This window comes from Streptomyces sp. Ru71, from assembly GCF_002920535.1.
GTDB lineage: Bacteria > Actinomycetota > Actinomycetes > Streptomycetales > Streptomycetaceae > Streptomyces.
Window position 1 is genome coordinate 1 of record NZ_PQSS01000130.1, and the last position, 10,971, is coordinate 10,971.

A 10,971-nucleotide genomic window follows, 5' to 3' on the forward strand; every position below is an offset into this window, starting at 1 on the left:
CGCGCAGCAGCTCGATGCCGGAGGTGGCGTAGCCGTCCGTCAGGACGATGTGTTCCTTGCTGGGGAAATACCTGAAGACGGTGCTCGGGGAGACCTCGGCCGCCGCGGCGATCTGCTCGGTGGTGGTGTTGTCGTACCCCCGCTCGTCGATCAGCCGACGGGCCGCCTGCCGGATGGCCTGGCCTGTGCGCAGCTTCTTGCGTTCGCGCAGGCCAAGGCCGGTTTCGGAGGTGCCGGCGGCTGCGCTCGCGGGAGGCGTCGACGCGTGGGACGTGGCTGAGGGCATACGACTCATTGTCGCGCACCGCGGGCCGACGGCGTCCGGCTTGCCCGGGGGAGGGGGGGCCGGCCGGGGCGGGCCGGGGGCTGTTGCGGCGTGATGGTCGGCGAGCGTGCGGGGCGGGGGCGTGGGTATAGTGCCGGTACGACCTCTTACTCAGGCACAGGGCCCCGCCGGATGACCGGCGGGGCCCTGTATTTTCCGGTCCGGGTCAGGCGACCTGGAGGTTGGGGCGGCCTTCCGCGGGGGGTACCGCGGCGTAGGCGGGGAGCTTGAGGTTGGGCAGGTCACCGGCCTTGATGCTGGCAATGGCCGAGCGGAAGGCGGCTTCCATGTCGTCGAGGTCGGCGTACTTCGCGGCCAGCGGGTGCAGGCGGTAGGAGTTGCCCTTGCTGCCGTCGCCGTTCTTGGGGCGCAGGACGATGTTCAGCTCGCACAGGGGCGCGATCAGGTTGCTGATGGCCTGCGGGGTCACCCGGTACTCGCGGGCCATGTCCTTCTGCCGTACGGGCAGCCGGCCGCCGAAGTCGGAGCGGTACAGCAGGTACTGCAGGAACTTGACCGTGGCCCCGGAGACGGGAAGGGCCCAGATGCGTTCCGACACGATCGGGGACATCACCTCAGCCATCGGTATCCCTTCCTTGTCCGGCGTGGCGCGGGGGTCGGTGCATATGTATCACCCGGTCCGCCTCCCATAGTGCGGCGGTTGCGTGAAATCGAGGTCCAGCTGGTCCTGCTGGACGTCCGGGCCGATGGAGTGCGGGAAGGCCTCGGGGTCGCGGTCGTGCTGGGCTGCGAGGTTCTCCAGGACGGCGTGCTGGGCGGTGCTGTTGCCGTGGAACCACAGGCGTACGTTCAGCTGGATCAGGCCGTTGCCGAGCTGCTCGACCCACTTGTAGCCGACCAGGGCCTTGATGGCGCGGTTGACCGTGGAGCGGGTGATGCGCTTGCCGCCCTTTTGCGCGGCGAGCTTGTTCAGGCCGTCGGTGATCTCCTGCTGGGTGTACTGGGCGATGCCGGTGCCGCGTTGCTGGCCGCCGGCGACGTAGAGGAACACGCACAGCTGGGACTTGGTGATGCTGTTGGCGACGGCGAGCTGGGCCAGGAGCTGGGTGAACCAGTTCGAGGCCAGGCTGTAGCCGGCGCCGCCGGCCATGTCGTGTACGGCCGTGTGCTCGGGCTCGTACTCGAACGTGACGTTCTTGAGTTTGCGGCGGTCCCTGGGGTCGGAGCTCTGGGTGGCTTCGCCGAGCTGCTCGCCGAGGACCTGGAGCAGGTCGTCGAAGCCGGCGTCCCCGGATGCGGTGTCAGGGACGGCTCGTGGCCGCCGTCGTGCTGGTGGATCAGATGTCACAGGACCTCCTTCGTTACTCAGGCGGTCCAGAGACTAGCCGAAAAATCAAGCAGGGCTTGTCTTTTGGACTCCTCGGCACGTCGGGGGCCGGGCCAGGGAGGCAGCCTGTCGCGCGGGGGTCCCTCAACTCAACGGCTCGTTGATTTTTTAGCGGCCTCGGCGACACAAATCAAGCGTGGGTTGATTTCCAGTGTCCTTATTGCGGAACATTCGACTCTTTTCGATCAAGGTCGACTCGCCGCGACAGGGTCTTCCCGGCTTCGGGCGCACCGCCGTGACCTGCGGCTTTGCGAGCGTCCGGGGGCTGTGGAAAAAATCAAGCGCTGCTTGACTTCCTACCTCGAATGTGACGGCCAGGTTGACATTTCGAGACCCCAAATGTGCTCCCCGGGACACATCGATCCGCGCAAAACAGCAGGTCAGAGGGCATATCGCGGCGTGCGCCTCTTCTTAAAGAGCAACCCCGGGGGACGACGGCCGTTCCCCTCCCGGCTTGAGCGATCCTCCACCGCACCTCGACCGCAACCACAGAACGGCAACCCCCACCGGCCCGCAGCCCGGCCCTCTTCGGGCGGAGGTACCTCGACCACCCACCGGCATCAGCCACGCCTTTTCTGTGGACGTCACGGTCGTCACCACCCGAGACGCAGCAGCGTCGGTGCCGACCACGACGGATGGCCGGCCACGGCGCCGCACGCGAAGCGCGCTCAGCCACCGACTCCTGTGAGCGACGGCAAGAGCCCCTGTTTTCGGGGCAATTCAGGGCAACAGCACCCGGTGCAGCGGCCTCGGCCGCCCACGCTCGCTTCAGTCGCTGTCAGCACCCCCCTCCAGAGTCGCTAGAGACGCCCGCTGGAGCGAAGTTGACGCCCAGCTACCGAAGGAACAGCGACCCAACGGCTTCGGTAGCTCTCCGAGTAGCTTGACAAAACCCCAGGTCAAGGCACCTTTTCAGGTGTGCCAGCGACCAAAGCGACTCACCGTCGGGTATATAAAGACATTCGCGCGTGCGCGTGTGCGCGTCATAGATAGGTCGCTACAGTCGCTACGGTCGCTAATAGACCCTTCTCGGGCTTGTGACCTGCACTTTTGTCGAGCTACCGAGACAGCTACCGAAAGCTGTTGAGTCGCTGTGCCCAGTCGGCACGGTCGCTCATGTTGACGGCCCATCCGGAAGCGGTTGTTCACAGCCCGTACGCGAGTCACCACAGCTTCGCTACTCTGTGCCTGCTGTTGAGTCGCTTCGGTCGCTGACGGGGGAGTTACATGACCGATGAACTGGGCCTTTCACGCAGCGACTTACCCGACGCTCTCGCTCGGCGAGGCGTTGCGCGGTCCCTGGCGATCGCCCGATGGTGCGCCGGCCGGGGCTGGCCGGTGCACCCACTGGCCCCTGGGCGCAAGACGCCCGCGGGCAACTGTCCGGCCTGCCGGGACCCCGGGCACACGCACCAGGGCTGCCGCTGCCCGGCCGAGGGGCGCTGGTGTCACGGGTTCCGTTCCGCGACACTGGACTTCGCGCGGATCGAGCAGTGGTGGGGCGCAAACCCCCGCTTCGGCGTCGGGATCTCCTGCGGCCCGGCCGGCCTGGTCGTCGTCGACGTCGACGCGCACGCACGTCACCTGCCCGACCGGCAGCGGCTGCTGCCGGGCATCGCCATCTCCGACACGGTCGACCTGACCGGTCTCGCCAACGGCTTCCACACACTCGGCGTCCTGGCCGCCCTGAGGGGCGCCACAAGCCCCGCGCAAGACGAGACGACCCTCCGGGTGCGCACCCCCTCCGGAGGCCTGCACGTGTGGTACCGAGCCCCTCGACGGCACCGGTGGCAGAGCTCCGCCGGGTCCGGCGCGGGCCGGGCCCTTGCCTGGCAGGTCGACATCCGCGCGCACGGCGGTTACATCGTCGCGCCGGGCACCGTCACCGAGGCCGGTGCGTACGAACCCGTGGGGCAGGCCCGTGACCCCGCACCGCTGCCGGACTGGCTCGCCCGCGAGCTGGAACGCACCGGGCACCTGCCGCCCGCGCACGTCCCAGCGCCGCGTCCGGTGCCCCCACGCGCCCGGCAGGCGGTCCTGGCCGCAGGAGGCGGCCACAGCCCCGCAGAACGGGCTCTGGGGGCCCTGCTGGCCGAGGTGGCGGCCTGCGCCTCCGTACCGCAGGGAGCGGGCTTCACGGAGAAGCTCAACCGCGCCGCCTACACCGCCGGAGGGCTCGTCGCCGCGGGCCTGCTCGGCGAGGAGGCGGCCCTGGCCGCCCTGACCCGGGCGGCCGCGCACGCCAGGCCCGGGCAGAAGCGCCGCTACAGCGCCGTCATCCGAGGCGGCATGAACGCCGGCCGGTCGCGCCCGCTCTCCCTCGGGGGGCGTTCATGAGCCCCGAGGACGACCACACCCTCTTCGACGCCCAGGCGGTCGCCACCCAGATCCTGGCCCAGTCCGTACCGCCGCAGCGCACGCAGGAGCCCTGCGGCGGCCTCGGCGAGGACCATGGTGTCGCGGACGGCACGGTCGGCGACGACCCCGTGCCGGGCGGCGAGGCGACCGCCGTCGGGCTGCTGCCCGACACGCTCTCCGACCGGGGCAACGCCAAACTGTTCGTCAGGCTCTACGCCAACGACTACCGCTACGTCCCCGGCCTGGGCTGGTACCGCTGGGACAGCACCCGCTGGCACAGCGACGAGGACGACACCGTGCTGTGGGCGGCCGGCGACCTGGCGGAGTCCATCGCCGCCACCGACCCACGCGGCATCCACAGCACGGCCGCGCTCCAGCAGCACCGGCGTCGCGCGCTGAGCACCAACGGGCTGAACGCGATGCTCCTGCAGGCGAAGTCCGCGCCCGGCATGGTGCTCAACGCCACGCTGCTGGACGCCGATCCGTACGCGCTGTGCACGCCCGCCGGGATCGTCGACCTGCGCAGCGGCCTGGTTCGCGCCCCGGACCCGAACAAGGACTTCCACTCCCGCTCCACCAGCGTGGCACCCGAAACGGTGCCGACCCCGCGCTGGCAGCGGTTCCTCACCGACACCTTCGGCGACGGGCCCGAGGGCGCGCAGATGATCGACTTTCTGCATCTGCTGCTGGGCTACTCCATCACCGGTGACGTCGGCGCGCAGGTGATGCCGTTCCTGTTCGGTTCCGGCAAGAACGGCAAGTCGGTGCTGCTGGACGTGCTGATGAAGCTCCTCGGCGACTACGCCGACGCCGCGCCGCCCGGCTTTCTGATGACCCGCCCCTACGAGGGCCACCCCACCGACCTGGCCGAGCTGCACGGCCGCCGCGTCATCGTGTGCAGCGAGGTCAAGCCCGGCGACCGCTTCGACGAGGCCCGCGTCAAGCTGCTCACCGGTGGCGACCGCATCAAGGCCCGCCGGATGCGCCAGGACTTCTTCAGCTTCGCGCCGACGCACAAGCTGTGGCTGCTGGGCAACCACCGGCCCGGGGTCGGGACCGGAGGTTTCGCGTTCTGGCGCCGTATGCGGCTCATCCCGTTCGAGCGTGTCGTCGCCGACGACCACAAGATCGACAACCTGGCGGACATCCTTGTCACCGAGGAGGGCCCGGGCATCCTCAACTGGCTCGTCATGGGCGCGCGCCGCTACCTGGCGGGGGAGAAGGACCTCGGCGGGCCCGAGCGGGTCCGGATCGCCACGACCGCTTATGCCGAGACCGAGGACCACACGGGCCGGTTCCTGAGCGAATCGTGCCGGGTCGAACCGTCCTTGAGGGCGGAACAGGCACAGCTCTACGCGGCTTACAAGACATGGTGTCAGAATGAGGGTGCCCCGGCCGTCTCGTCCCGGGCCTTCGCGGCGCGGGTCCGTGAGGTGGTGGGACTGGTGTCGCCGAAGCAGATGATCCTGTCCAACCAGCGGAAGTACTACCCGGGCATCGGACTGGTTTCCGACGAGGAGACAGCATGAGCGCCCTCATCGCAGAGGACGAGATCATCCACGAGGTCGAGCTCGTCTGGCTGGAGGACATAGCCGGGCTCGACTATGTGCGCCAGAGCCTGGACCGCTTGCCGACGCGGCGCGGCAAGCCCGCCTACCACCGCGACGGCCGCATGGTCGGCTACGCGCTGCTCGGCCCGCACGCCAAGCCCTCACGCTCCTCGGGCACCTTCCGCCGGCGCGTGTTCTGGCTGCTGCCGCACGACCGCGACACCGACCCCGGCGGCCTGTACGCCACCGGGGCGCCCGCGGAGGCCGTGGACCCGCGGACGCTGGCGCCCGGCAGCAAGGGCCGCAAGACGGAACGCTCCGAGGGCGGCCCGCCGTCGTCGGCGATGAGAGGGCCGGGCGCCACGCTGCCGGGCTGAGCGGGCCTCTCACCACCCGGGCCTGCCGGGGCGGGCCCGACGGCCTCGCGCGGCGAGCCGTGCCCAGGGGGTCACAGACCGGTGCCGCCGGATGCGTCGATGCACTGGCCCGTCACCCAGCGGGAGTCGTCACCGGCGAGGAAGGCCACGATGTCGGCCACGTCCCCGGTCTGCCCCATGCGGCCGAACACCGAGAGCGCGGCGTGATCGGCCTCCGCCTCGGGCGTGGCCCAGCGCCGGTGGTTCAGATCGGTCTTGACGAAGCCCGGTGACACGGAGTTCACCGTGATCTGGCGGGGGCCCAGTTCCTTGGCCAGGGCGCGGGTGAGGGCTTCGAGCGCGCTCTTGGCCATGGAGTAGGCGAGGGAGGACGGGAAGGCCACCCGGGTGGCGGCGGAGCTGATGTTGATGATCCGCCCTCCCGCGCGCAGCCGTGGCAGAGCCTGCTGGATCAGGAACAGGGGCGCCTTGGCGTGTATGCCCATGAGCCGGTCGAAGTCCTGCGGGGTGACGTCGGCGATGCCGCCCCTGACGTTGAAACCGGCGTTGTTGACGAGGATGTCCAGCTCCGTCGGCTCGCCCAGCTCCCGAAGGCCGCGGTCGAACCGCTCGTACAGCGTGGTGACGTCGTCGTCCGCGCCGAGCGGTCCGTGCACGCAGAAGGCCCGGCCGCCGGTGGCGGTGATCAGATCGACGGTCTCGCGGGCGGAGGACTCGTCGCTGCCATAATGAACGGCGACGAGCGCGCCGTCCGCGGCCAGCCGGCGGGCGATGGCGCGGCCGATTCCCCGGCCGGACCCGGTCACCAGAGCAGTTCTGCCCTTCAGAGCAGTCATCGTTTCCTCGTTTCCCCTGTGTCTTGATACGACTTGATTGAAAAACCGCATGTCCGGTTTAATATTGCCTTGTTGGTTCCCGCCCCGAAGATGTGCGGTGGCGAGCCGATGCACCCACCACCGGCTGCCGCACGAGGGCAAGTGCGGCCTGATGCTAGGCGGTTTCGATGGCATTCCGGCATCTGCGTCTGATCGCGGTGAACATCGACGGCGTCCTGCTGAACGACACCTTCAGCCCCGTCATCCACCGGTTCGTGACGCGTCACGGACGGCCCTACACCGCCGAGCTGGAGCGCGAGGTGTTCTCCCAGCCGCAGCTTCGCGCCGCGTCGGCGCTGGGCCTGCCGGGGACGCCCGAGGAGGTGGTGGAGGCGTACTTCCGCGAGCGGAAGGCGTACCTGCAGGAGACGCCCGTGCGCGTGCTGGACGGTGCCGGCGCCCTGCTGGAGCGGCTGCGCGCCACCGGTGCGTCCCTGGTGTGCTACGGCGGTCTCCAGCGCACCCACTTCGACCGCCATCTGGCAGACTTCGCCGCCTTCTTCGACGGGCCGCAGTACGTGTGCACCGACGCGATCCGCCCCGGCATCCGCGAGATCACCGAGGACGTCTTCGGGCTGCGCTGCGACCAGGCGCTGTTCATCGACGACGTGGCACGGGTGGCCGAGGCCGCGCAGCGCCTGGGAACGGCCTTCGTCGGGCATCCGACCGACTTCGAGCACAGCTTCCAGCGGCAGTTGATGGAGGAGGCCGGGGTGCGTCACCTGGTCGCCTCGCTCGACGCGATCGACGAGCGGCTGCTGCAGACCGTCGACGCCGAGGCAGCCGAGGGCCGTCTGTGGCCCCGGGCCGGCGAGGGGGCTTCGCCGGCCGGAGAAAAGGGGCAGTGAACGGCTGTGGACACTGGTGCCGCATACGGTTGACGCTTACGGTACCTCCTAGACGGTTTGTTATTAACGTTCTGGTGCGCTGCTGCGAAGCGCGGGTTGACTGAAGGGGAGGTCCGATGGCCCAACAGGAGCGAGCGGTCAGGACCCGCCGTGCCGTACTGGAGGCAGCTGCGACGGTCTTCGCGGAGCACGGGTACACGGCGGCGACGGTGGCGGACATCCTGAAGGCCGCCGGGGTGACCAAGGGCGCGCTCTACTTCCACTTCGATTCCAAGGAGGCCCTGGCCAAGGGCGTCCTGGAGGTGCAGACCGACCAGCAGCTGCCGGAGCAGGAGATCAAGCTCCAGGAGATGGTGGACATCGCCCTGTCGGTGGCCCACCGGCTCAAGTACGACCACGTGCTGCGGGCGGGTGCCCGGCTCTCCGCGGACCCCGTCGGCCGCAGGCACTACGGAAGTGCCTGGACGCTGTGGGTCGAGCGGCTGACGGACATCCTGACCGAGGCGCACCGGCGCGGCGAGACCCTGGCGCACGTGGTGCCGCGCGAGATCGCCGAGATGGTGGTCGGCGCGTACAACGGGGTGCAGCTCTACTCCCAGCTGGAGACCGATCTGCAGGACGTCGAGTACCGGGTCTCGGTGCTGCTGAAGCACCTGCTGCCCTCCATCGCCTCGCCGGCGGTTCTGATGCGCCTGGACGCGGCGCCGGACCGCGGGGCGCGGCTGGCCGACGAGGCGGTCGCGATGGCCGCGGCGGTCTGAGGCACGCGCCGCGCCCCTCGTGTCGTATGCGACCGGGCGCGGCAGCACCGGGCCAGTCGCTTCGGTCGCTGAGTCGAAATGCCTGCTCAGAGCAGGGTGCGCAGGGCGGACAGCGACCGAAGCGACTCAAGGTCGGGTGATATGAGGAATTCGGTTCTCAGGTGGTGGCCGGCACCACGGTCATGGTGGAGGTGAAGACGACGTCGTCCTCCTGACGGCCGGTCACGAGCAGGCGCCGTCGGCCGTCGCCGTCCCGTGGCAGGGAGTGGACCTCGATCATGCAGGGTGCGTCGAGTTCCGCGTACCGGGTGAACTCGTTGATCATGCCGACCGGCAGGCACACGTGCCCCAGGGACGCGGTCGCGGCCTGGCGGGCGGCCTCCATCAGGAGCATGCCCGGCACGTGGTCGAGCGGGTGGTCGAAGAGCACGGGATGCCGGGTGTCCACCCTCAGCTGCCAGCGGTTCTCTCCCGGCGCGGGGGACAGGACGACGTCCGTGGGTGACAGGCGGCCGACGTCTTGCGGTGCCGCCGGGCTGGTCAGCGGGATGGGGGCCGGCACCCCGTCACCGATACGGGCGGCCCGCAGGCGCCGGTAGACGGCCGGCGAGGTGCAGTTGAAGGTGGCGGCCGCCGTCGCGGCGACCAGTCCGTCCCGGCGCACCACCGCCTTCAGATGGAGTCCCGAGATGGTGTGGCCCCGGCGGTTGATGTCCATGCAGGAGATCTCGATCTCGGGAGCGGCCGGCGTGGTGCCGACCAGCAGGTGCTCCGGACGGACGTCGACCGCGAGGTCCCACATCAGGAACTGGTGGCCGAGCGGTACGCCGAACTCGGCGTGGGCCAGCAGCAGCCCGGCCTGACGGATCGTTTCGGCGACGAGGAGCGGATCGTGGCAGCCGTCGACCGTGGCGAAGAAGCCATGGCGGCGGGGCCACTGCGCGGTCACCGTGAAGTGAGTGTCGTCCAGGCGTTGCCAGTCGGTGAGGAGTACCTCGGCGATGCTGGCCCGATGAACGAACTCCTTGGGAACAGTGGTGGTCAGGGACGGGTAGCGCAAGTCGGCGGTGCGCCCCCGCTGGGTGGGTATCTCATATGCGTGCCGTGTACCGGGTCTCGTGTGCTCGACGCGGAACGTGCTCGCAGACATGTCTGTTCCCCCTGAGCTGCGTTGGCGTGAAGTAGAGAGGCGGGTTACTCAGGGCAGCGAAGATACATACCATACGGTTTAATCTCCAGCGGTACGAATCACTCCGCCCCCACTCGTTCCGGACCGTTTGATTCCACGTCAGTTTTCGGTCGCCGGTACGCGAGGGCCGCCCGCCCCGGCCTCAAGTGACGCCGCAGTGCTTTTCGAGTCCTCGGCCCGATCATCTCCAGGGTGTGAAGAGGGGGACGGGCCGGATGGAGAGCGCTGAGAACCTGCTCCGCGTGGAACGCGGTCAGGCCGACGAGGACGAACTGGCCGCTCTCACGGCGGTGTTGATGGCCCTGCGGGCACGCGGCCGGGCCGAGCCCGAGCAGCCGCCGACGCTCGGATGGAACTGGTGGAAGCAGGCGCGGGAATACGCGGCGCCCGGCAGTTGGCGGTGAGCCGGCCACCGCACGCCTCCATCGCAAACCGAAGAAACTGGACAGGCGGTTTGATCGAAAGGGCCCAGAGATGGCGATGAGCACTGCCCCCTGGCCGGCCGGCACACGCGGGCAGGTGGAGGAGCTGCGCGAGATCCGTGCCCAGGCGTTGGCCGGTCCCAGCGAGAAGGCGACCGCGGCGCAGCACGCCAAGGGCAAGCTGACGGCTCGGGAGCGGATCGAGCTGCTCCTGGACCCGGGGTCCTTCCGGGAGGTCGAGCAGCTGCGCCGGCACCGGGCGACCGGTTTCGGTCTGGAGGCGAAGAAGCCGTACACCGACGGTGTGATCACGGGCTGGGGCACGGTGGAGGGCCGTACGGTCTTCGTCTACGCCCATGACTTCCGGATCTTCGGCGGTGCGCTGGGCGAGGCGCACGCCACGAAGATCCACAAGATCATGGACATGGCCATCGCGGCCGGTGCCCCGCTGGTCTCCCTCAACGACGGCGCCGGTGCGCGTATCCAGGAGGGCGTCTCCGCGCTCGCCGGGTACGGCGGCATCTTCCAGCGCAACACCAAGGCCTCCGGGGTGATCCCGCAGATCTCGGTGATGCTCGGCCCGTGCGCGGGCGGTGCGGCCTACAGCCCGGCCCTGACGGACTTCGTGTTCATGGTCCGTGAGACCTCGCAGATGTTCATCACCGGCCCGGACGTCGTCAAGGCGGTCACCGGCGAGGAGATCACCCAGAACGGGCTGGGCGGTGCGGACGTGCACGCCGAGACCTCCGGCGTGTGCCACTTCGCCTACGACGACGAGGAGACCTGCCTCGCCGAAGTCCGCTACCTGCTGTCGATGCTGCCGCAGAACAACCGCGAGGCGGCGCCCCGCGTGCACAGCGACGACCCCGTCGACCGCCGCAGCGACATCCTCCTGGACCTGGTCCCGGCGGACGGGAA

At 69.5% G+C, this 10,971-nt stretch carries 12 protein-coding genes; 7 read left to right on the plus strand and 5 right to left on the minus strand.

Annotated elements, in window-relative coordinates:
• From C3489_RS36940 to C3489_RS36950, 3 genes are all read right to left on the minus strand, one after another.
• Positions 1 to 286 (minus strand): TetR/AcrR family transcriptional regulator (locus tag C3489_RS36940; RefSeq protein WP_374936808.1); only part of this gene is annotated, 286 nt, incomplete at its 3' end.
• Between the two features lie 205 nt (positions 287 to 491).
• Positions 492 to 908 (minus strand): hypothetical protein, encoded by a 417-nt coding sequence (locus C3489_RS36945; RefSeq protein WP_103786518.1) that lies wholly within the window; start codon positions 906 to 908, stop codon positions 492 to 494.
• Positions 909 to 956: 48 nt separating this feature from the next.
• Positions 957 to 1,634 carry a hypothetical protein gene (locus C3489_RS36950; protein ID WP_103786519.1) on the minus strand — a complete coding sequence of 226 codons (678 nt, stop codon included), beginning with the start codon at positions 1,632 to 1,634 and terminating at the stop codon, positions 957 to 959.
• Positions 1,635 to 3,011: 1,377 nt separating this feature from the next.
• Here C3489_RS36950 and C3489_RS36955 point away from each other — a divergent pair.
• Genes C3489_RS36955 through C3489_RS36965 form a run of 3 tightly spaced genes read left to right on the plus strand, consistent with a single transcriptional unit; the run spans position 3,012 to position 5,958 of the window.
• Entirely contained in the window at positions 3,012 to 4,010 is a 999-nt protein-coding gene (locus tag C3489_RS36955; RefSeq protein WP_258055118.1) for a bifunctional DNA primase/polymerase, read from the plus strand.
• Positions 4,007 to 5,560, plus strand: coding sequence for a phage/plasmid primase, P4 family (locus C3489_RS36960; protein ID WP_103786521.1), 1,554 nt, complete (start codon positions 4,007 to 4,009; stop codon positions 5,558 to 5,560). Before C3489_RS36955 ends, C3489_RS36960 begins: the two co-directional genes overlap by 4 nt.
• Positions 5,557 to 5,958, plus strand: a complete 402-nt coding sequence (locus C3489_RS36965; protein ID WP_103786522.1) for a DUF6009 family protein — start codon at positions 5,557 to 5,559, stop codon at positions 5,956 to 5,958. Before C3489_RS36960 ends, C3489_RS36965 begins: the two co-directional genes overlap by 4 nt.
• Positions 5,959 to 6,029: 71 nt before the next feature.
• Here the strand turns inward: C3489_RS36965 and C3489_RS36970 are convergent, their stop codons facing one another.
• Positions 6,030 to 6,794: an SDR family oxidoreductase gene (locus tag C3489_RS36970; RefSeq protein ID WP_103786523.1), complete on the minus strand. Its 765-nt coding sequence runs from the start codon at positions 6,792 to 6,794 to the stop codon at positions 6,030 to 6,032.
• 167 nt (positions 6,795 to 6,961) lie between these two features.
• Between C3489_RS36970 and C3489_RS36975 the strand changes: the two genes are divergently transcribed.
• Both C3489_RS36975 and C3489_RS36980 read left to right on the plus strand, forming a co-directional pair.
• The gene (locus C3489_RS36975) at positions 6,962 to 7,681 is read left to right on the plus strand and encodes an HAD family hydrolase (protein ID WP_103786524.1); all 720 of its coding nucleotides are present in this window, start codon (positions 6,962 to 6,964) and stop codon (positions 7,679 to 7,681) included.
• A 116-nt stretch (positions 7,682 to 7,797) separates the two neighbouring features.
• Positions 7,798 to 8,442 carry a ScbR family autoregulator-binding transcription factor gene (locus tag C3489_RS36980; RefSeq protein ID WP_103786525.1) on the plus strand — a complete coding sequence of 215 codons (645 nt, stop codon included), beginning with the start codon at positions 7,798 to 7,800 and terminating at the stop codon, positions 8,440 to 8,442.
• A gap of 157 nt (positions 8,443 to 8,599) precedes the next feature.
• Here C3489_RS36980 and C3489_RS36985 read toward each other — a convergent pair whose 3' ends face one another.
• Positions 8,600 to 9,592, minus strand: coding sequence for a ScbA/BarX family gamma-butyrolactone biosynthesis protein (locus C3489_RS36985; RefSeq protein WP_103786526.1), 993 nt, complete (start codon positions 9,590 to 9,592; stop codon positions 8,600 to 8,602).
• Positions 9,593 to 9,846: 254 nt separating this feature from the next.
• Between C3489_RS36985 and C3489_RS36990 the strand changes: the two genes are divergently transcribed.
• Positions 9,847 to 10,035 (plus strand): acyl-CoA carboxylase subunit epsilon, encoded by a 189-nt coding sequence (locus C3489_RS36990; RefSeq protein WP_103786527.1) that lies wholly within the window; start codon positions 9,847 to 9,849, stop codon positions 10,033 to 10,035.
• 115 nt (positions 10,036 to 10,150) lie between these two features.
• On the plus strand, positions 10,151 to 10,971 hold an 821-nt coding region (locus tag C3489_RS36995; RefSeq protein ID WP_308460841.1), incomplete at its 3' end, for a carboxyl transferase domain-containing protein.

Bases quoted from the DNA above. Each gene is read 5' to 3' on its own strand.
- C3489_RS36980 (WP_103786525.1), top strand. From the start codon at position 7,798: ATGGCCCAACAGGAGCGAGCGGTCAGGACCCGCCGTGCCGTACTGGAG.
- C3489_RS36985 (WP_103786526.1), bottom strand. From the start codon at position 9,592: ATGTCTGCGAGCACGTTCCGCGTCGAGCACACGAGACCCGGTACACGG.
- C3489_RS36990 (WP_103786527.1), top strand. From the start codon at position 9,847: ATGGAGAGCGCTGAGAACCTGCTCCGCGTGGAACGCGGTCAGGCCGAC.
- C3489_RS36970 (WP_103786523.1), bottom strand. From the start codon at position 6,794: ATGACTGCTCTGAAGGGCAGAACTGCTCTGGTGACCGGGTCCGGCCGG.
- C3489_RS36945 (WP_103786518.1), bottom strand. From the start codon at position 908: ATGGCTGAGGTGATGTCCCCGATCGTGTCGGAACGCATCTGGGCCCTT.
- C3489_RS36975 (WP_103786524.1), top strand. From the start codon at position 6,962: ATGGCATTCCGGCATCTGCGTCTGATCGCGGTGAACATCGACGGCGTC.
- C3489_RS36960 (WP_103786521.1), top strand. From the start codon at position 4,007: ATGAGCCCCGAGGACGACCACACCCTCTTCGACGCCCAGGCGGTCGCC.
- C3489_RS36965 (WP_103786522.1), top strand. From the start codon at position 5,557: ATGAGCGCCCTCATCGCAGAGGACGAGATCATCCACGAGGTCGAGCTC.